Source organism: Allgaiera indica, assembly GCF_900106675.1.
Taxonomy (GTDB): Bacteria; Pseudomonadota; Alphaproteobacteria; order Rhodobacterales; family Rhodobacteraceae; genus Acidimangrovimonas; species Acidimangrovimonas indica.
In genome coordinates this window covers 26,358-45,110 of sequence record NZ_FNOB01000013.1, presented here as the reverse complement: position 1 = coordinate 45,110, position 18,753 = coordinate 26,358, and the positions used below count along the sequence as shown (strand labels likewise).

Genomic DNA, 18,753 nt, shown 5'->3' with positions numbered 1-18,753 from the left:
ACCGCCTAGGCGGTGCGGGCCTCGGCCTCCTGCGGCCACGCGGGGGCAGGGACCAGGCAGGGGGCATGGAACAGGGTGCCGCGCAGCGCACCGCGCAGCGTGCGCGCCGCGACGATCATCCAAAACAGCGCGAGGCAAGCCGCCAGCAAGCCCCCCGACACCGAGAACAGCGCAAAATGCGTGACCTCGGCCAGCGCCTGCGTTGCCAGCGTGTAGACCGCCAGCGGGAAGGTGAAGCCCCACCAGCCCAGGTTGAAGGGCAGGCCGCCGCCCGTCAGGTAGCGCATGGTCTTGGTCACCGCGAGCGCAAGCCACCAGATGCCGTAGCCCCACAGCACGATCCCGCCCAGGATCCCCAGGCCCTGCGCCGCCGGACCGACCGCGGCCAGCCCCTGCGCGGCAAAGACCTGTGGTGCCTGCTGGCCCAGCAGCACCAGCCCCAGCGCGCCGGTGCCGATCGGCCCGAGCGCCAGCCAGCCCGACACCCCCATCTCGGCTTCCGGCAATTGGTGCAGCGCGAGGCGCAGAAACAGCAGCGCCAGCACGCTCATCGCCAGCGGCACCGAATAGGCCCAAAGCGCATAGCTGAGCAGCAGCACCGCATAGGCCTGGCCCGCACCCAGATGCGGCACCAGCAGCGCGCCGCTGGCGGCGGTCACTTCGGCGGCGACGATTGGCAACAGCCAGACCGCCGTCATCCGCTCGAAGCTGTGGTCTTGGCGGGTGAACATGAAATAGGGGATCACCAGGCCGCAAAGCAGCGACATCGCGGCGTCTACCCACCATAGCACGGTGGCGATATCGGCCGCGATCGGGCCGAGGCGCGGGATGCCGAAGGCGAGAAAGCCGTTGACGATGGTGGCCAGGCCCATCGGCACCGCGCCAAGGAACATCGACATCACCGGATGGCGAAAGATCCGCGCGGCCTCGGCCGGGAAGATCACCCAACGCGCCAGGTAGAGTAGGGCGAAGGCCGCAAACAGGCCGATGTTGATGGCCCACAGCACAACCGCCACCCCGGCGATCCCCGGGATCGCCTGCGCAAAGTGGTTCAGCACCAGCGCAAGCGCCCCGGTCCCCATGGTCACGGTGAACCAGTTGGGGGTGAAATGGCGGATCACCCGCATCGGCCCCGGGTCGGCATCGGTCGGGGCGGCAGGTGCCACCTGTGGGCCGGTTTCGGCAAACGACATGGTCTTCTCCTTCTGCGGGCCCGTAGGGGCGCGGCGTCACGCAGTAGGTAAGGCCCGAACTTCAATCAATCCAATGTATTGTTCTGAACGGAATGATCTATAGATCAGATCGTGAACCCATCGTCCGGAACGAGAAGGGAGCCGCGGATGACGCTTGACCAGCTTCGGATTTTCGTCGAGGTCGCGACACGCCAACATGTTACCCAGGCGGCGCAGTCGCTAGGCATCGCGCAATCGGCGGCGAGCCACGCGATCGCGGCGCTCGAGGCCCGGTGCGACACACCGCTGTTCTTGCGGGCAGGGCGCCGGATCGCGCTGACTGAAGCCGGGCGGATCCTGCTGGCCGAAGCCCGGGGGATTCTGGGTCAGGTCGACCATGCCCAGCAGTTGATGAGCGAATTCAACGCGCTCCTGCGCGGCAGCCTGCATGTTGCGGCCAGCCAGACGATCGCAGGCTACTGGCTGCCGGCGCGGCTGGCGGCCTATCAGCGCGCGCATCCGGCGATCGTGCTGCGGATGCAGGTCGCGAATACCGCGCAGGTGGTCGATGCGGTGATGACGGGCGCCGCGGAACTGGGCTTTGTCGAGGACCTGGTCGGCGACCCGCAGCTTGCCTGTGATCCCGTTGCCTCCGACCGGCTGGTCTTGGCCGTCGCGCCCGACCACCCCTGGGCGGGGTCACCGACCTCGATCCCGCGCGGCTGGGCGATGTGGCTTGGGTGCGGCGCGAGGCCGGATCGGGCACGCGTTCGGCGTTCGAGCACGCGGTGGCGGCGCTGGGGGTCGATGCAGCACGATTGCCCGTGGCGATGGAGTTTCCGTCAAACGAGGCGGTGCGCGCGGCGGCCGAGGCGGGCATGGGTGCGGCGGTGCTGTCGGCCTCGGTCGCGGCGCCCAGTTTCGACGCGGGTCTGTTGCACCACGTCCCCTTCGAGCTGCCGGACCGGGTATTTCAGGTGTTGCGCCTGGCCCGCGGCCGGCCGACCCGCGCCGCCGTCACCCTGCTTGGGCAACTGGGCATCGCGGCGGGGCAGGTGCGGCCGGGATCGTGATGGCAGGCCGGGATGGCGCGGCGCGGAAGGCTGCGTTAGTCTGGCCCGGCGGCAAGCAGGAGGGCCGGTGACGATGGCGGGTTCGGAGGATCTGAGCGTGGCGGCGGTGCTGTGCCCGCACGGGGTCGCGGCCGACGCGCTTCTGGACCGGGTCGCAAGGGTGTTGCGATCCGAGGGCTACCGGATCGCCGGATTGGTCCAGCGCTCGGTCGCGTCCGACGGCGGCGCACGCGCGCTGTTGCATGTCGCCGATCTGTCGAGCGGTGCCCTGCTGCGCATCACCCAGGATCTGGGCGAGGGCGCACGCGGCTGCCGATTGGATCCGGGGGCGCTGGCGGCGGCGGCCGGGGCGCTGATGGCGCGGCTCGACGTTGCGGCGGACACGGTGCCGGACGCGCTGATCCTGAACCGGTTCGGCAAGGCCGAGGCCGAAGGCAAGGGCCTGCGCGGGGTGGCCGAACAGGCCTGTTTGCGCGGCATTCCGGTTCTCGCGGCATTGCGACCCGGCCATCGCGCGGACTGGGAGGAGTTTAGCGGCGGCGCCGCCGTCATCCTGCCACCCGACGAGGCCCGGGTGCTGACCTGGCTGCGTGTGGCGATCGGCAGTGACGGCGGCGCGCAACAGCGGCCATCTCGACCCGCAGGGATGACCGAAGGCGGCGCCCGTTAAGGATTTTTCCTTCCGCCGCAAGAGTTTTGATTTGATTTCAAGATCAATAATGAGTGATAGTCGCGTCAGGAGGACCTTTCGTGACGCAGTTCGCAGCCGTGCAGCCGAAGACGGATGAAGCGGATCAGCTTCGCGCCGATCTTTACCGGGTGCTGGCGCGGCTGTTCTCGGGGCCGCTGGACGCGGCATCCCTGGCCGGAGTGGCCGGGCTGCAGGGTGATGGATCGGATCTGGGCCAGGCGATCAACGCGCTGGCGGCCCAGGCCCGCGACACCACGCCGGAGGCCGCCGCCGAGGAATTCCAGCAGCTCTTCATCGGCGTCAGCCGTGGTCTGCTGCTTCCCTATGGTTCCTATTACCTCACCGGTTTCCTGCACGAAAAGCCGCTTGCGCGGCTGCGCACCGACATGGCGCCGCTGGGCATCACCCGCCGCGCGGGCGTGGTCGAACCCGAAGACCACATCGCCGCGCTGATGGAGATGATGGCCGGCCTGATCGAGGGCGATTTCGGCGCCCCGCAGCCGCTGTCGGTGCAATCCGATTTCTTCACCCGCCATATCGGCACCTGGGCGGAACATTTCTTTACCGATCTCGAGAACCTGCCCCAGGCGCGGCTTTATGCGCCCGCCGGACGCGCCGGGCGGCTGTTCATGGCCGTCGAGGCCCAGGCCTTCGAGATGTAGCAACACGACCGTCGCGGCACGGCACCGACGCCGGCCGGCCGCGACCCCTGGGGAGGGCGTCACCGGAGGAAGACCATGAAGGAAGACGAACGCGCAAGCGTCCGTCCGGACCGCCGAAGCTTTCTGCGCTTTGCCGGTCTCGGAGCCCTTGCCGGAAGCGCGGCCCTGGCCGCTGGCGCCACCCCCGAGGTGGCCGAGGCGACCGAAGCGGCGGCCACGTCCGGCGCCGACGCCGCGGGCTACCGCGAAACCGCCCATGTGAAGACCTATTACGCCGCCGCCCGGTTCTGAGGCAGCGGAAATCGACGGCGCCCGCCGACGCCGGACCGATCGGCGGGGCAAGACATTTCACACGGAGAGTCACATGCTCAGGAAGAAGACACATGGGGTAGCGAGAGGCCCCCGGCTGTCATCGGCCGGGGCTGAGTTCGGAACCGCGGCGATCGACCGCCGCACTTTCCTCAAGCGCTCGGGCCTTACCATCGGTGGGGCCGCGGCCGTGACCGCCCTGTCGGGTGGCATGGTTTCGCGCGCCGAAGCTCAGACCGCCCCCGCAACCGAGGCCCCGAAGCTGGTCAGCAAGAAGACCATCTGCACGCATTGCGCGGTTGGCTGCACGGTGATCGCGGAACTTGATCACGGGGTCTGGACGCGGCAGGGGATCGGCATCGATTCCCCGTTCAACCTGGGCGGCCATTGCGCCAAGGGCGCCGCGGTGCGCGAACATGCGCATGGCGAGCGCCGGCTGAAGCATCCGATGAAACTGGTCGGCGGCAAATGGCAGAAGGTCGGCTGGGACGAGGCGATCAACGAGATCGGCGACCGGATGCTGAAGGTGCGCGACACCTCGGGGCCGGACAGCGTGTATTGGCTGGGCTCGGCCAAGCATTCGAACGAGCAGGCGTATCTGATGCGCAAGTTCGCGGCCTATTGGGGCACCAACAACGTCGACCATCAGGCGCGGATCTGCCATTCGACCACGGTCGCGGGTGTGGCGAACACCTGGGGCTACGGCGCCATGACCAACAGTTTCAACGACATCCACAACAGCCGCGCCATCATCCTGTTCGGCTCTAACCCGGCCGAGGCGCATCCGGTGTCGCTGCTGCATCTGCTGAAGGCCAAGGAGGAAAACAACGCGCCGCTGATCGTCTGTGATCCGCGTTTCACCCGCACTGCCGCCCATGCCGACGAATTCGTCCGCTTCCGCCCGGGCACCGACGTGGCGCTGGTCTGGGGCATCCTCTACCACATCTTCAAGAATGGCTGGGAGGACAAGAACTACATCCGCCAGCGGGTCTGGGGCATGGACCAGATCAGGCAAGAGGTCGACAAGTGGACGCCGGACAAGGTCGAACAGGTGACCGGCGCCCCGGCGTCGCAGGTCGAACGCGTCGCTCGGACGCTGGCCAACAACCGCCCGGCCACGCTGGTGTGGTGCATGGGCGGCACGCAGCATACCAATGGGTCTTCCAACACGCGGGCCTATTCGATCCTGCAGCTTGCGCTTGGCAATATCGGCAAGCATGGCGGCGGCGCCAACATCTTCCGCGGCCATGACAACGTGCAGGGCGCCACCGACCTGGGCGTTCTGGCCGACACGCTGCCGGGCTATTACGGGCTTTCCGCCGGGGCATGGGCCCATTGGGCCCGGGTCTGGCAAGAGGATCTTGACTGGCTGAAGGGCCGCTTCGCCACGATGAAGGGCAAGGACGGCAAGTCGAAGGCGATGATGAACGAAACCGGGATCCCGGTGTCGCGCTGGATCGACGGGGTGCTGGAGGCCCGCGAGAACATAGAACAGCCCGACAACACCAAGGTGATGGTGTTCTGGGGCCATGCGCCGAACTCGCAGACCCGCCTGCCAGAGATGCGCAAGGCGATGGGGATGCTCGACACGCTGGTGGTGATCGACCCCTATCCGACGATGACCGCGGTGCTGCAGGACCGCCAGGACGGTGTCTATCTGCTGCCCGCCACCACCCAGTTCGAGACCTACGGCTCGGTCACCGCGTCGAACCGCTCGATCCAGTGGCGCGAGAAGGTGATCGAGCCGCTGTTCGACAGCAAGGTCGATCACGAGATCATGTATCTCTTCGCCAAGAAGCTGGGCTTTGCCGACAAGATGTTCCGCAACATCAAGATCGAGGGCACGATCCCCCATGTCGAGGACGTGACCCGCGAGTGGAACCGCGGCATGTGGACGATCGGCATGACCGGCCAATCGCCGGAGCGGCTGAAATCGCACATGGAGAACCAGCACACTTTCGACAAGACCACGCTGCGCGCCGTGGGCGGCCCCCATGACGGGGAATTCTACGGCCTGCCCTGGCCCTGCTGGGGCACGCCCGAGATGGGGCATACCGGTTCGTGTGTGCTCTATGATATCACCACGCCGGTGGCGAAGGGCGGTATGGGCTTCCGCGCCCGGTTCGGGGTGGAAAGGAACGGCCAGAACCTGCTGGCCGAGGGCAGCTATCCCGTGGGATCCGAGATCCAGGACGGATACCCAGAATTCACCATGGGTATGCTGCGCGGCCTGGGCTGGGACAAGGATCTGACCGCCTATGAACGGCGCATGATCGAATATGTCGCAGGCATCCTTGAAAAGCAGCCTTCGCAGGAAGAGGTCGGCGAGACATCGCAACAGGGTGAAATCCCCTCCGACTATGACAAGAAAGTCGATGGGGTAAACTGGAAGCTCGACCTGTCGGGCGGCATCCAGCGCGTCGCGATCAAGCATGGCTGCGCCCCCTACGGCAACGCCAAGGCGCGCGCGGTCGTCTGGACCTTCCCCGACCCGGTGCCCCTGCATCGCGAACCGCTGTACGCGCCGAACCGTCAGCTGGTGGCCGAATATCCCACCATCGCCGACAAGACCTTCTGGCGCCTGCCGACGGCTTATGAATCGATCCAGAAGATCGACTATTCCAAGGATTTCCCGCTGATCATGACTTCGGGGCGTCTGGTGGAATACGAGGGCGGCGGAGATGAGACCCGCTCGAACCCCTGGCTCGCCGAATTGCAGCAGCAGATGTATGTCGAGATCAACACCTATGACGCCAACAATCTGGGCATCCGCGACAAGTCGATGGTCTGGCTGCATTCGCCCGAGGGCAGCAAGATCCGGATCCAGGCGATGGTGACCGAACGGGTGGGGCGTGGCGTGGTCTTCACGCCGTTCCACTTCGGCGGCGTGTTCGAGGGCACGGAACTGCGGGACAAATATCCCGAAGGCTCCGACCCGATCGTGATCGGCGAGGCCTGCAACACCGCGCAGACCTATGGCTACGACATGGTCACGCAGATGCAGGAAACCAAAACCACGCTTTGCCGTCTCGAACGGGCGTAAGGGAGGAGACGATACCATGGCACGGATGAAATTCCTTTGCGACGCCGAGCGCTGCATCGAATGCGAGGCCTGCGTCACCGCCTGCAAGAACGAGAACGAGGTTCCCTGGGGCATCAATCGCCGGCGCGTCGTCACCATCCAGGACGGCAAGCCGGGTGAGCGCTCGATCTCGGTCGCCTGCATGCATTGCTCGGACGCGCCCTGCCTGGCGGTCTGTCCGGTCGATTGCTTCTATCATACCTCGGAAGGCATCGTGTTGCACAACAAGGACCTGTGCATCGGCTGCGGCTATTGCTTTTACGCCTGCCCCTTCGGCGCGCCGCAATTTCCGCAGGCGTCAAGCTTCGGCTCGCGCGGGAAGATGGACAAGTGCACCTTCTGCGCCGGCGGCCCGGAACCCGACGGATCGGCCGCCGAATTCGAGAAATATGGCCGCAACCGGATCGCCGAAGGCAAGCTGCCGATCTGCGCCGAGATGTGTTCGACCAAGGCATTGCTGGCCGGCGATGGCGACACGATTTCCTCGATCTACCGAGAGCGGATCGTGGCGCGCGGCTTCGGCGCGGGTGCCTGGGGCTGGGGCACGGCCTATCAGGAAAGGAACCCCGGCGGCAACTAGGCCGCCGGGCGCATCCGCCGGGGCGCCGGCGCCGCCGTCGGGCGGTGCCACCCCTTTGGTCCAGTTGCTCGGGAACGTATGATGATGACCAATCCGATCGCGCCAAAGACCGCGCATCTTGCCGGCCCGGGGCTGTTGGCGGGGGTGCTGGCCCTGCTTGCGGCCCTGCTATTGACCCTGGCGCTGGCCGCGCCGGCGATGGCGCAGACGGTGCGGCCGCCGGCCAATGCCACCACCAACGTCCTGCCGCCCGGACCCGAGATGCGGGGCGGGGTGCTTGGCAACCGCTCTGACGGGGCGATCTGGCACGACATTCGCAAGGGCGCGGCCGGCGAAAGCCAGGATCTGCGCGCGGGCTCGGGTGTTCTGATCCAGTCGCAGGGCGAGGACTGGCGGCTGATCCGCAACCAATGGGTGCTGCCGATCGCCTGGAAGGTGCTCGCTGGGGTGCTGGCCGTGCTGATCGTCTTTTTCGCCCTCCGCGGCCGCATCCGCATAAGGGGAGGGCGCTCTGGCCGGGTGATCCCGCGCTTTTCGCTGGTGGAACGCGTGGTGCATTGGTTCGTGGCCTCGCTGTTTATCCTGATGGGGATCACGGGGCTGATCATCCTGTTCGGCCGGCCGTTCCTGTTGCCGCTGATCGGCCCCGGCGCCTTCGCCGCGCTGGCCAGCGCGTCGTTGCAGGGCCACAATCTGTTCGGGCCGATCTTCATCGTCTCGATCACGGCACTGTTCGTCACCTTCGCGCGCGGCAACGGCTTTCGCTGGGTCGACCTGAAGTGGCTGCTGAAAGGCGGCGGCATGCTGGGCGGGCACGCCAGTTCCGGGCGCTATAATTTCGGCGAGAAAACCTGGTTCTGGTGGGCAAGCCTGTGCGGCCTTGCGCTGTCGCTCTCGGGGCTTTTGCTGCTGTTTCCCGACCATCTGCCGGGTTTCCTGCAAACTGCCTCGGCCGAGGTGCCGCCCGAGCGCACGCTGATGCAATGGGCGACGCTGGTACATGCGGTGGCCGCCGCCGCCTTTATCGGCTTTGGGCTGGGGCATATCTACCTGGGCACGATCGGCATGGAAGGCGCGCTGGAAGGCATGACCCGGGGCACTGTCGACGAGACCTGGGCCAAAGAGCACCACGACCTGTGGTACGAGGATCACAAGGCCGCGGCCAGCGCCAACGCCAGCCGCGCCGAGGTGCGCGCGGCGGCTGGCGACGTCTAGGAGGGCGTGGAGATGAGCTTTCTTCAACTTACCCAGGGGCCGCTGTGGTATCTGGCGTCGGCGGTCTTCGTGATCGGGGTGGCGTGGCGGCTGATCGGCCTTCTTCGGCTGGGTCGGGGGCCCGACCGCAGCGTCGCGCGGCGATCAGGCGTGGCAGGCGCACTGAAGGCGATCGCGCTGCATTCGGTGCCACATGGCGGCAATCTGAAGCGCACCATCTATCATTTCGTCACCGGATACGGCTTTCATCTGGGGCTTTTCACGCTGCTGTTCTTCGCGGCGCCGCATGTGGCCTTCATCAAGGGGCTCACCGGGCTAAGCTGGACGCCACTGCCGCGCTGGGGGTTCCTGATCGCGGCCGAGGCGGCCTTTGCCGGGCTGATCCTGATGTGGCTGCGGCGGATGACCGATCCGGTGATGCGCAGGCTTAGCGATGCCGATGATCACATCGCCACCTGGCTGGTGTTCATCGTCATGCTGACCGGCTGCCTGGCGCTGCAAGAGGCCCATGACAGCCTGCGCGCGCTGCATCTGCTATGTGTCGAGGCGCTGATGATCTACTTCCCCTTCAGCCGCCTGATGCATGCCTTCACCTTCCTCGTCGCCCGGGCCTATACCGGCGCGACCTACGGCCGCCGCGGGGTGACGCCATGAAGGATCTTGCCGAAACACCGCCGCGCAAGATCGATACCCAGGCGGCGATCGACCGCTTTCTTGCGGCCTGCAACAGCCATGTCGGCGCCTATCTGGACGCTTGCATCCATTGCGGCCAATGCAGCCAGGCCTGCCATTTCCATGAGGCCACGCAGGACCCGAAGTACACCCCGGCGCTGAAGCTGCAGCCGATGACCCGGGTCTACAAGCGCCACAAGGCGCCGCTTTCGGGGATCAAGCGGATGTTCGGCCTGGTGCCGCCCGAACTGACCGCGGAATATCTGCAAGAGACGGAGGAGTTGATCTTTCAGTCCTGCACCATGTGCGGCCGCTGCACCGAGGTCTGCCCGATGGCGATCGATGTCGCCTCGGTCGTGGCGCTGTCGCGGCAGGCCTTCGTGGCGGCGGGGCTGGGGCCTGCGGATCTGTTGCAGGCGGCCGAGAATTCGCGCGACAAGGGCAGCCCGCTGGGCCTGACGCCCGAGGTGTTGCGCGACCGGATCGAGTGGCTGTCGGACGACAACGAGGTGGAGATCCCGCTTGATCGCGACAAGGCGGAGGTTCTGGTGACCGTCTCCTCGATCGAGATGATGAAATATCCGGATTCGATCGTCGCGGTCGCGCGGCTGATGAACGCGGCCGGGCTGGACTGGACGATCAGCACCAAGGGCTACGAGGCCACCAATTTCGGTGTTCTTTCGGGCCGGTCGGACATCGCCAAGACCATGATCACCCGGCTGACCGATGCGGCGGAATCGGTGGGGGCCAAGTTGCTGGTGATCCCCGAATGCGGCCATGCCTATGGCGCGATGCGCTGGTCGGGGGCGAATATCCTGGGCCGACCGCTTCCCTTCGAGGTGCTGCATATCACCGAACTGGTGGCCAAGCTGATCCGGGACGGGAAGCTGAAGCTGAAGCAGGCGGCGGAATCGGTCACCTATCATGATCCCTGCCAGGTCTCTCGCCGCGGCGGCGCCACCGGGGCGGCGCGAGAGATCCTTGCCGCCTATTCGTCGGACGTGCGCGAGATGACGCCCAGCGGCAACCACAACTGGTGTTGCGGCGGCGGCGGCGGGGTGCAGGCGATGGCCTCGGCGGCCGCCTTGCGCCACGCCGTGTTCCAGATCAAGATCAACCAGGTCGAGGCCACCGGGGCGAAGACCTTCGTTTCCGCCTGCGCCAATTGCCGGCTGACGATGGATGAAAGCCGCGAGGTTCTGCACTGGCCACGAGAGGTGCAAAGCCTGGTCGAGGTATTGGCCGATCGACTGGAAGGCTAGGAGCGACGGATGAGCGAAGATGAATTCAACATGTCGATGCGCAAGTTTCTGAAGCAGGTCGGCGTGACCTCTCAGCAGCAGATAGAGGAGCTGGTGCGCGAAGGCCGGGCTGAGGCGGGGCCGCTGAAGGTGAAGATGGTACTGACAGCCGAGGGCACCGGCCTGAACCATGTCGTCGAAGGCAGGATCGAACTTCCCTGACGCTGCATTTCGGTGACCAAGCCCGTGAACGCGCCTGATTTTCCGCCGCTGCTGACCGGCCACGTCACCGCCGGAGACCCGGGTGCCGTGGCCCTGGCCGGCTTGACCGAAGGGCGCCTGGGCGCGGGGGATCTGTGCTGGGCCGAGACTGCGGAGAATGCCGAACTCGCCCTGGTGCTGGAACCAGAGGTGCGCCGCGACCGGGCCTTGCAGATGGTGCCGCTGATGGCGGTCGCGGTCTGCGACGCGCTGGCCCATAGCGGGCCACCCAACATAGCCATCGGCCTTGGCTGGCCTGCGACCTTCCTGGCCAATGGGGCGCGGCTGGGGCAGTTGGAGCTGACGCTGCCTGCGGGTACGGGGGCCGAAGAGGTGCCGGCATGGATGGTACTGACGCTGAGCCTGGCGCTGCGCCTGCCCGAGGCGTTGCGCGCCGCGCCCGGCCGCGCAAGTCAGCGCACCGCCCTGCACGAGGAAGGTGCAGGCGACATCACCGCGCCCGCGCTGATCGGCGCCGTCGCGCGGCATTTCCTGGCGTGGTACGACGGCTGGCAGCATGAGGGTTTCGGCCCCGTCGCGGTGGCCCTGTTCGGACGGCTGGGCCCGGATGCGCGGGTGGCCGGCCAACGCCTGACCGGCATCGACGAAAGCGGGGCGGCCGTGCTGGAAGGCGGCGCCCGGCTGGGGCTGGCTGCAGCCATGGGGGTGGAATGAGCGACGATATCGTGTGGAAATCCGCGGGCCTGCATCTGACGCATCGGCTTGAAAACGGCTGGCTTGCGGTCGCGCCGGATCTGCTGCGCGCCTATTACACCCGCCCCGAGATCCATCCCGTCGAAGAAAGCTGCCCCGCCGAACGGGCATTGTTTGACCGGCTGATGGATCGCCCCGATGCCCCGGTGACCGCGCGCGAACTTGCCGCCATCGCCGACCGCGATACTGCGGCCAATTATGCGCTGGTGCTGCGATTTCGCGATCATCTTCTGGCGGCCGGGTCGGTCGAGGCGGGTTATGTCGCGCTTTTCCGTCCCGGCGCGCCACAGGTACCGCCGCTGTTCATCGGTCAGCTTGCCCATCTGATCATGGCCAATCTGCTGCGTGGCGAAACCGACGCCGTCACCGCCCGCGCGGCCGAGATCTTCTTTCGCGACCAGCAGGCCCTGACCGAGAACGAACAGCTTCTGCTGGCAGATTCCGAGGTGATCGACAGCCGCGCCCAGGTCGGCGCGCTGGTGCCCGCCGCCGCCCCGCGCGAGGTCGAGCTGGACAAGCTGACGGCGCGCAATGTCGGCCAATACTGGGGCCGCGCGGACCGCTTCGATTTCGCGCTCGATTTCCGCTATGCCGAGGTCGGCCAGGATGCCTTTGCCCGGCTGATCGAGCGGTGGGTGAAGCATTTTCTGGGGCTGGACGTCCGGATCCAGCCGTTGAAGGCGGTGCGCGATGAACGCTGGCCCTGGCATCTGGGCCTGGACGCCGAGGCCACGCGCATCCTCAACGCGCTTTATCAGGGGCATGAATTGCCGGCCGAGGGCCAGGGCCGGATCGCCGCGCTGTTTCGGATGGAGATCGCCGATGGCGGCCGGCTGATCGAGCGGATGCGCGGCCGTCCGGTGTTTCTGGGCCTTGCCGTCGACGCGCGCGACCGGCTGCGGATGAAGCCGCAGAACCTGCTGGTGAACTTGCCGCTGCTGCCCACGGGGTAGGGCGCGCTAATCGTCGGACAGGAAATCGTCGATCGACAGCCCGCGCCTGTCGGCCTCAAGGTAATCGTCGCTGGTGCGGGTGCGGCGCGGATGTGCGATGGCGAAGGGATCGGCGCCGCCCTTCGACAATTCCGCCAGCCGGCAGGCTTCGCACATCCTGAGCAGCCGCGCGGCATCGTCCGAGGCGAACATCCGGTGCTTGCCCGCCAGCGTGCGCTCCACCGCCCGAAGCATTCCCGCCGCCGCGAATGGCTTGCCGCAAGAGATGCATTCGGCTGGTTCGTCCTCATTCAACGTGACAGGCTGCATCGCGCCCGGGGCCAGGTTCATCCGCGGGCTCAGCCGGATCGCGTTTTCGGGGCAGGTGGCGGCGCAAAGGCCGCATTGCACGCAAGCGGCCTCGACCAGGCGCAGCTGTAGCTGATCGGGCGCATCGCGCAGCGCGTCCGCGGGGCAGGCGCTGACGCAGGCAAGGCACAGGGTGCAGGCTTCGGTATCGACCTCGACCGTGCCATAGGGGGCGGTGTCGGGCAGCGCAAAGACCGGGGACGGCGGCTTGCCGGCCTCGGCCAGCGCGGTCAGGGCGGCGCGGGCGATCTCGCGCTTGGTGCCGCGGGCAGCGGGGGCGGCGCGGGTGATCGGCGCCAAGGCGGGAAGCGCGTACAGTGCCGCCTCGACGGCATCGGGATCGGCCTCGAGCAGCGTCACAACCCGCGCGCCCATCAGCCCGAAGCCGGCGATCAGCGCCTCGGCCAGAACGGCCTCGGCTTGAAGCGCCGCGAATTCCTCGGCCCTGGCGGGATCGCCCAGAACCACCACCTGACTGAATCCCGCGGCCAGCGCCGCGGCGATCAGATCGTGGCCCACACCGCTTGCGGAATGCAGCTGCCAGGGGATCACCCGGGCGGGCAGACCCCGGCCATAGCGCGCCACGGCGCCAATCAGCGCCGCGCCGTGGTGCCCGTCGTGCAGCAGCAGGGCCGGCGCCTTGCCGCCGGCGGCCAGATAGGCACGCGCAAGCAGCTGCACCTGATCAATCAGGTCGCCCCGTTCGGGATAGGCGTAGGAAATCGCCCCGGTCGGGCAATGCGCCGCGCAATTGCCGCAGCCGCCACAGATGCCGGGATCGACGCGGACGCCATCGCCATCGGGCAGGATCGCCCCCGCCGGACAATGATCGAGGCATTTGTTGCAGCCGGTGATCTTCGACCGCTCATGTGCGCAGGCTGCGGCGTTGTAACGCACATAGATGGGTTTCTCGAAACTGCCGACCAGATCCGAGGCATCAAAGACCGCCTCGGCCACCGCGGCGCGGTCCCGGGGGTCGGCGCGCAGATAGCCGTCGCGCCCCTCGGGCCGCGAAAAAAGCGGCGCCGCGCCCGACATATCGAAGATCACGCTGCAGCTTGTCCTGACGCCGTCGCGGGCCATGGTGAATTCAGCGGTGCCCCGCGACGATGGCAGCAGCGCGGCATAGCCGTCGATGATCAGATCGAACCCGCCAAGCGAGCCCGAGGCTCGTTGAACCTTTCCTGAAAACACCGGAAAATCCATGGATTGGGGAAGGATCAGATCCCCCGGGTCGGTCAACAGCAGGGTCACCGAAAGCGTGCGGTTCAGCCGGGTCGCGGCGTCAAAGGCCGCTTGGCCGGCGCCGATCACCAGGCACAGGCCGTCGCTTTCGACCTCGCGCAGGCGGGCGGGGGCGGCGGGCCGCATGGCGGCCGCCAGCAGCGCGGCCATCTTGGGCGCCGCGTTGGCACCCTCGTCGGCCCAGCCCGCGGTTTCGCGGATATTGGCGAACCGCAGATCCTCGCGCCCGGCGTCTTGCGCCACTTCCGCGAACAATGCGCTTTCCTGGGTGCAGCCCACGCAGATCGGCGCGCCGCGTGTCAGCGCGGTCTCGAATTTCCCAAGTTCCGCCCGGCACAGCTGGCGGTGGAAAGAGATCTCGGGCGCGTCGCCGCCGCCCTCGGCGATCCTGGCCAGGGCCTTGCCCAGCCCCCCCGGCGCGACATCCATCGAGCCCTCGCAATTGCACAGGAACAGACGCGTCGAGTCTCCGGTCATCGCATTATCCTTGTTGTCTTATGTCATCAGCTTATGCTCAGAATCGCGGCAGGCATAGTCTTGCCCTTCGAAGACGGGGAGGTCCGGCGAAGTGTCGCGGGAGATGACCATCAGATTGGGCGTCATCGCCGAGCGCAGGCAATCGGTGTCTCGCTGGGCGAAGGAATACTGGATCCCGGTTGGCGTGATGCTGGCGCCGGCCGATCTGCGGCCGGGCGACGTGCTGGTGTCGGACGACCGCATGACGCGCTACTACATGGGCCGGTTCGAAATGGTCTGCTATCCCGCCGATACCGAGGCCTATGTCGAGAATTTCGACAGCGGGGCCCCTGCGCTTTATGTGGTGCTGCGCCGCGATACCGACGGCACGCATCCGCTGGACTGGTTCGTGCACATGGTCACCGCCTCGCCGCATGAGGCGCAGGATTGCGAGGTCGGATCCGAGGACATCATCGAGCGCCTGCCGATGCCGCCCGAGATCGAGGCGGCGATGATCGACTTTCTCGACAGCTACCATGTCGAGAAGAAGTTCGTGAAGCGCCGCCGTGACAAGCTGGACGTCGAGGAACAGAAGTTCGGCAAGCAGCCGATCTTTCTGGAACGCAAGCGCCACGGAGGAGGGGGCGGGAATGGCTGAGGAACCCGAAGGTTTCGGCGCCCGCTGGTCGCGCCGCAAGCGCCTGTCGCAAACCGAAGAATCCGCGCCGGATCCGGCACCGGATACAGCGGGGCAAGAGGCACAGGATGCCGCGCGTCTGCAAGAGGAAGACGCCAACCGCCTGGCCGCCGAGGCGGTGGATCTGGATGCCTTGCGCTATGGCGATGATTTCTCGGTCTTCCTCAAGCGCGGCGTGCCGCAAATGCTGCGCCGCACGGCGCTGCGCAAGTTCTTCGGGTCGGATCCGATCTTGGCCAATCTGGACGGGCTGAACGATTATGACGACGATTACAATAACCCCGCCCACCGGGTTTACAATTCGGCCTGGGACGCGGCGAAGGGATATGCCGGCAAGGTGCGCGACCTGACGCAAGAGGCAAACCCGCCGCGCGACCCGGCCGGGGATATTGCGGGCGATGCCCCGGCGCCGCAGGAAACCGCAAGCGAGGCCGTCGATCTTGCCGCCAAGGCTGACGGTGCCGATGGCGCGGCCCTTGCGCCCATGTCCGTGCGGCCCCCGGGGCCGCCTGCCCAACACGCGGCCGATCCCTCATCCGCGCCTTCTGTCGAACCACCGCCCGGATCTTCGCCCGACCCCTTGTCTGGCCGCGCCGCCCCGATGGAGCCCGCGCCGCAGGAAGCCCCGCGTCGGGTTTCGCTGCGCCGGCGGCTGGAGGTCTGAGCACGTGGTGATTGAAGCGGACAACGTGCTGGCGCAATTGCGCCGCGTGAAGGGGCCCGAGCTGAGCGGGAATATCGTCGATCTGGGCCTGCTCTCGGATCTGGTGATCGAGGGCGACAAGGTGGTCTTCTCGATCGCCGTACCCGCGCAGCTGGCCGCGCAGCTGGAGCCGCTGCGCGCGGCGGCCGAGAAAGCCGCCTGCGCCGCCGAAGGTGTGGCGCGCGCCATCGTCACCCTGACCGCCGCGCAGGCGCTGCGCGACGGGGCCACTGCCGGCGGTGCCTCGCGTCCGGCGCCGCGCGCCGATCAGGCCGATGACGTACCACCGCCGATGCTGGGCCGGGCCCGGGCCCAGGCCGGTCCCGCGGCGAAGGCGCCGGTGCCCGGGATCGGTGCGATCATCGCCGTGGCCTCCGGCAAGGGCGGTGTGGGCAAATCGACCACTTCGGTGAACCTGGCCCTGGCGCTGGCGGCGCAGGGGCTGCGCATCGGCATTCTGGATGCCGATATCTACGGCCCCTCGATGCCGCGGCTTTTGCGCGTCTCCGGCCGGCCCGATGCCGGCGCGGGAAATATCATCGAACCGCTCATGGCTTATGGGCTGAAGGTGATGTCGATGGGCTTCATGGTCGACGAGGAAGAGCCGATGATCTGGCGCGGGCCGATGGTCATGCAGGCGCTGACCCAGATGCTGCGCGAAGTGAACTGGGGCGAACTGGACATGCTGATCGTCGACATGCCGCCAGGCACCGGCGACGCGCAGTTGACCATGGCGCAAAGCGTGCCGCTGGCGGGCGCGGTGATCGTCTCTACCCCGCAGGATCTGGCGTTGATCGACGCTCGCAAGGGGCTGAACATGTTCCGTCGTGTCGAGGTGCCGATCCTGGGCCTGATCGAGAACATGTCCACCTTCATCTGCCCCGATTGCGGCAGCCGCCACGACATCTTCGGCCATGGCGGCGCGCGGGACGAGGCCGCGCGCATCGGCGTGCCCTTCCTGGGCGAGGTGCCGCTGGAAATGACGATCCGCGCCCATTCCGACCACGGCACCCCTGTGGTCATAGCGGCGCCCGACGGGCCTCAGGCCGCGATCTATCGCGATATCGCCGCGCGGGTCCGCGACCGGTTGGGCCACGAAACCCGCATGGCGGCGGGGGGCTGACACGATGCAGGATTTCGGCGCAGCCTTCGGCCTGGCCCTTCATCTGATCGCGACCGGCGACGACAACCTGCTGGAGATCGTGGTCCTGTCGCTGAAGGTCAGCTTCTCGGCGTTGACGCTGTCATGCCTGATCGGTCTGCCGCTGGGCGCCTTCCTTGTGGTGCGGCCGTTCTGGGGGCGCGGCGTGGTGGTGGCGGTGCTGAATGCGATGATGGGCCTGCCGCCGGTGGTGATCGGCCTGCTTGTCTACCTGGCGCTGTCGCGGGCCGGTCCGATGGGCTGGCTGGGCCTGCTGTATACCCCGACCGCGATGATCATCGCCCAGACCCTGCTGATTGCGCCGATCGTCGCGGCGCTGGCGCGGCAGGTGCTGGAGGGGCTGTATTCCGAATATGACGAACAATTCCGGTCCTTCGGGATCTCGCGGCTGCGCGCCGCGGCGGCGCTGGTGGTCGACGGGCGCTATGGGCTGGTGACGGTGGCGCTGGCAGGGTTCGGCCGCGCGGTGGCCGAGGTCGGCGCGGTGATCATCGTCGGCGGCAATATCGACCATCTGACCCGGGTGATGACCACCGCGATCGCGCTGGAAACATCGAAGGGCGATCTGGGCATGGCGCTGGCGCTGGGGATCATTCTGATGTCCATCGCGCTGGGGGTGAACCTGGCGGCGGGGGGGCTGCGCTCTGTCGCTGAACGGCAGGCCTATGCCTGAGCGCCTGCGCCCCCTTTCGCCACCCGCCGTGCCGCACGCCGCGCAGCCGAAGGCCAAGCAGGCCGCCGCCGACCGACCCGAACCTAGCCCGCGCGACCGCGCCCGTCCCGGCGCATTACGGGTCGAAGGCCTGGTGCTGGAGGCCCAGGGGCAGCGCCTGGTGGATATCGAACACCTTGCGCTACCGGCCGGCGGCGTGACCATGGTGATGGGCCTGAACGGCGCCGGCAAAAGCCTGTTCCTGCGCCTGATCCATGGGCTGATCACGCCCTCGCATGGCTGGATCAGCTGGGGAGAGGTGCCTTGCGGCCCGGCCACCAGCGCGACTCAGGCGCTGGTGTTCCAAAAACCGGTGCTGCTGCGGCGCTCGGCCGCGGCGAATGTGGATTTCGTGCTGCGCGCGCGGGGCCTTGACCGCGCCACCCGGCGCGACCGCACAGCCGAGATGCTGGCCCGCGTGGGGCTGGAGGGCCGCGCGCGACAGCCTGCGCGGCTGCTTTCGGGGGGCGAACAGCAGCGCCTGGCGCTGGCGAGGGCGCTGGCCATCCGCCCGCAGGTGCTGCTTCTGGACGAGGCCACCGCCAGCCTGGATCCGGCCTCTGTCCTGGCGATCGAGCGGATCGTCACCGACACCGCAAGGGCCGGCACCAAGGTGATCTTCATCACCCATGATATCGGCCAGGCCCGGCGGCTGGCGGATGACGTGGCCTTCCTGCACCGCGGGCGGCTTGCGGAACATCGGCCTGCCGACCGGTTCTTTGTTGGCCCGCAATCTGAATCGGCGTTAGCTTATCTTGAGGGGCGGATCCTTCTCTGACGCCCCCCGAGGGACAATCCGGAGGAA

General features: G+C 67.3%; 18 protein-coding genes and 1 pseudogene. 17 read left to right on the top strand and 2 right to left on the bottom strand.

Going from position 1 to position 18,753, the window contains the following annotated elements:
* Positions 1 to 5: 5 nt before the first annotated feature.
* Positions 6 to 1,193, bottom strand: a complete 1,188-nt coding sequence (locus tag BLV97_RS12810) for a TDT family transporter (RefSeq protein WP_081825212.1) — start codon at positions 1,191 to 1,193, stop codon at positions 6 to 8.
* A 147-nt stretch (positions 1,194 to 1,340) separates the two neighbouring features.
* Between BLV97_RS12810 and BLV97_RS21975 the strand changes: the two are divergent.
* From BLV97_RS21975 to BLV97_RS12750, 12 genes and pseudogenes are all read left to right on the top strand, one after another.
* A pseudogene (locus BLV97_RS21975) lies at positions 1,341 to 2,245 on the top strand (LysR family transcriptional regulator).
* Positions 2,246 to 2,318: 73 nt separating this feature from the next.
* Entirely contained in the window at positions 2,319 to 2,915 is a 597-nt protein-coding gene (locus BLV97_RS21590; RefSeq protein WP_051646327.1) for a DUF2478 domain-containing protein, read from the top strand.
* A gap of 80 nt (positions 2,916 to 2,995) precedes the next feature.
* Complete coding sequence (locus BLV97_RS12795) at positions 2,996 to 3,598, top strand: TorD/DmsD family molecular chaperone (RefSeq protein WP_051646328.1); 603 nt, start codon at positions 2,996 to 2,998, stop codon at positions 3,596 to 3,598.
* 75 nt (positions 3,599 to 3,673) lie between these two features.
* The gene (locus BLV97_RS12790) at positions 3,674 to 3,889 is read left to right on the top strand and encodes a twin-arginine translocation signal domain-containing protein (RefSeq protein ID WP_035846801.1); all 216 of its coding nucleotides are present in this window, start codon (positions 3,674 to 3,676) and stop codon (positions 3,887 to 3,889) included.
* A 73-nt stretch (positions 3,890 to 3,962) separates the two neighbouring features.
* Positions 3,963 to 6,950: a formate dehydrogenase subunit alpha gene (locus BLV97_RS12785; protein ID WP_035846804.1), complete on the top strand. Its 2,988-nt coding sequence runs from the start codon at positions 3,963 to 3,965 to the stop codon at positions 6,948 to 6,950.
* A gap of 16 nt (positions 6,951 to 6,966) precedes the next feature.
* Positions 6,967 to 7,569, top strand: coding sequence for a formate dehydrogenase FDH3 subunit beta (fdh3B, locus tag BLV97_RS12780; protein WP_035846807.1), 603 nt, complete (start codon positions 6,967 to 6,969; stop codon positions 7,567 to 7,569).
* 84 nt (positions 7,570 to 7,653) lie between these two features.
* The gene (locus BLV97_RS12775; protein ID WP_160169204.1) at positions 7,654 to 8,784 is read left to right on the top strand and encodes a formate dehydrogenase subunit gamma; all 1,131 of its coding nucleotides are present in this window, start codon (positions 7,654 to 7,656) and stop codon (positions 8,782 to 8,784) included.
* Positions 8,785 to 8,796: 12 nt separating this feature from the next.
* On the top strand, positions 8,797 to 9,438 hold the full coding sequence (locus tag BLV97_RS12770; protein ID WP_035846809.1) for a respiratory nitrate reductase subunit gamma: 642 nt from the start codon (positions 8,797 to 8,799) through the stop codon (positions 9,436 to 9,438).
* Complete coding sequence (locus BLV97_RS12765; RefSeq protein ID WP_035846811.1) at positions 9,435 to 10,718, top strand: (Fe-S)-binding protein; 1,284 nt, start codon at positions 9,435 to 9,437, stop codon at positions 10,716 to 10,718. The genes BLV97_RS12770 and BLV97_RS12765 overlap by 4 nt, the downstream gene beginning before the upstream one ends.
* A gap of 9 nt (positions 10,719 to 10,727) precedes the next feature.
* Positions 10,728 to 10,919, top strand: a complete 192-nt coding sequence (locus BLV97_RS12760; RefSeq protein ID WP_035846813.1) for a DUF6494 family protein — start codon at positions 10,728 to 10,730, stop codon at positions 10,917 to 10,919.
* Positions 10,920 to 10,943: 24 nt separating this feature from the next.
* Positions 10,944 to 11,633, top strand: coding sequence for a biotin/lipoate--protein ligase family protein (locus tag BLV97_RS12755; RefSeq protein WP_176992654.1), 690 nt, complete (start codon positions 10,944 to 10,946; stop codon positions 11,631 to 11,633).
* Entirely contained in the window at positions 11,630 to 12,625 is a 996-nt protein-coding gene (locus BLV97_RS12750) for a DUF6352 family protein (protein ID WP_035846816.1), read from the top strand. The genes BLV97_RS12755 and BLV97_RS12750 overlap by 4 nt, the downstream gene beginning before the upstream one ends.
* Positions 12,626 to 12,631: 6 nt before the next feature.
* Here BLV97_RS12750 and BLV97_RS12745 read toward each other — a convergent pair whose 3' ends face one another.
* Positions 12,632 to 14,695, bottom strand: coding sequence for a 4Fe-4S dicluster domain-containing protein (locus BLV97_RS12745; protein WP_035846818.1), 2,064 nt, complete (start codon positions 14,693 to 14,695; stop codon positions 12,632 to 12,634).
* Positions 14,696 to 14,798: 103 nt separating this feature from the next.
* Between BLV97_RS12745 and BLV97_RS12740 the strand changes: the two genes are divergently transcribed.
* From BLV97_RS12740 to BLV97_RS12720, 5 genes are read left to right on the top strand one after another with little or no spacing between them, the layout of a single operon-like run.
* On the top strand, positions 14,799 to 15,332 hold the full coding sequence (locus BLV97_RS12740; protein WP_051646331.1) for a DUF3305 domain-containing protein: 534 nt from the start codon (positions 14,799 to 14,801) through the stop codon (positions 15,330 to 15,332).
* A complete protein-coding gene (locus BLV97_RS21420) occupies positions 15,325 to 16,035 on the top strand; it encodes a DUF3306 domain-containing protein (RefSeq protein ID WP_051646332.1) in 711 nt (236 codons plus the stop codon). Before BLV97_RS12740 ends, BLV97_RS21420 begins: the two co-directional genes overlap by 8 nt.
* A gap of 7 nt (positions 16,036 to 16,042) precedes the next feature.
* Positions 16,043 to 17,197, top strand: coding sequence for an Mrp/NBP35 family ATP-binding protein (locus tag BLV97_RS12730; protein WP_210184792.1), 1,155 nt, complete (start codon positions 16,043 to 16,045; stop codon positions 17,195 to 17,197).
* A gap of 4 nt (positions 17,198 to 17,201) precedes the next feature.
* Positions 17,202 to 17,909, top strand: a complete 708-nt coding sequence (locus BLV97_RS12725; protein WP_035846823.1) for an ABC transporter permease — start codon at positions 17,202 to 17,204, stop codon at positions 17,907 to 17,909.
* The gene (locus BLV97_RS12720) at positions 17,902 to 18,726 is read left to right on the top strand and encodes an ATP-binding cassette domain-containing protein (RefSeq protein ID WP_081825214.1); all 825 of its coding nucleotides are present in this window, start codon (positions 17,902 to 17,904) and stop codon (positions 18,724 to 18,726) included. The genes BLV97_RS12725 and BLV97_RS12720 overlap by 8 nt, the downstream gene beginning before the upstream one ends.
* The last annotated feature ends 27 nt before the right edge of the window (positions 18,727 to 18,753 follow it).

Coding starts and splice junctions, on each gene's coding strand:
- BLV97_RS12775 (WP_160169204.1), top strand. CDS start 7,654: ATGACCAATCCGATCGCGCCAAAGACCGCGCATCTTGCCGGCCCGGGG.
- BLV97_RS12770 (WP_035846809.1), top strand. CDS start 8,797: ATGAGCTTTCTTCAACTTACCCAGGGGCCGCTGTGGTATCTGGCGTCG.
- BLV97_RS12765 (WP_035846811.1), top strand. CDS start 9,435: ATGAAGGATCTTGCCGAAACACCGCCGCGCAAGATCGATACCCAGGCG.
- BLV97_RS12750 (WP_035846816.1), top strand. CDS start 11,630: ATGAGCGACGATATCGTGTGGAAATCCGCGGGCCTGCATCTGACGCAT.
- BLV97_RS12740 (WP_051646331.1), top strand. CDS start 14,799: ATGACCATCAGATTGGGCGTCATCGCCGAGCGCAGGCAATCGGTGTCT.
- BLV97_RS21590 (WP_051646327.1), top strand. CDS start 2,319: ATGGCGGGTTCGGAGGATCTGAGCGTGGCGGCGGTGCTGTGCCCGCAC.
- fdh3B (WP_035846807.1), top strand. CDS start 6,967: ATGGCACGGATGAAATTCCTTTGCGACGCCGAGCGCTGCATCGAATGC.
- BLV97_RS12810 (WP_081825212.1), bottom strand. CDS start 1,193: ATGTCGTTTGCCGAAACCGGCCCACAGGTGGCACCTGCCGCCCCGACC.
- BLV97_RS12760 (WP_035846813.1), top strand. CDS start 10,728: ATGAGCGAAGATGAATTCAACATGTCGATGCGCAAGTTTCTGAAGCAG.
- BLV97_RS12745 (WP_035846818.1), bottom strand. CDS start 14,695: ATGACCGGAGACTCGACGCGTCTGTTCCTGTGCAATTGCGAGGGCTCG.
- BLV97_RS12785 (WP_035846804.1), top strand. CDS start 3,963: ATGCTCAGGAAGAAGACACATGGGGTAGCGAGAGGCCCCCGGCTGTCA.
- BLV97_RS12790 (WP_035846801.1), top strand. CDS start 3,674: ATGAAGGAAGACGAACGCGCAAGCGTCCGTCCGGACCGCCGAAGCTTT.
- BLV97_RS12720 (WP_081825214.1), top strand. CDS start 17,902: ATGCCTGAGCGCCTGCGCCCCCTTTCGCCACCCGCCGTGCCGCACGCC.
- BLV97_RS12725 (WP_035846823.1), top strand. CDS start 17,202: ATGCAGGATTTCGGCGCAGCCTTCGGCCTGGCCCTTCATCTGATCGCG.
- BLV97_RS21420 (WP_051646332.1), top strand. CDS start 15,325: ATGGCTGAGGAACCCGAAGGTTTCGGCGCCCGCTGGTCGCGCCGCAAG.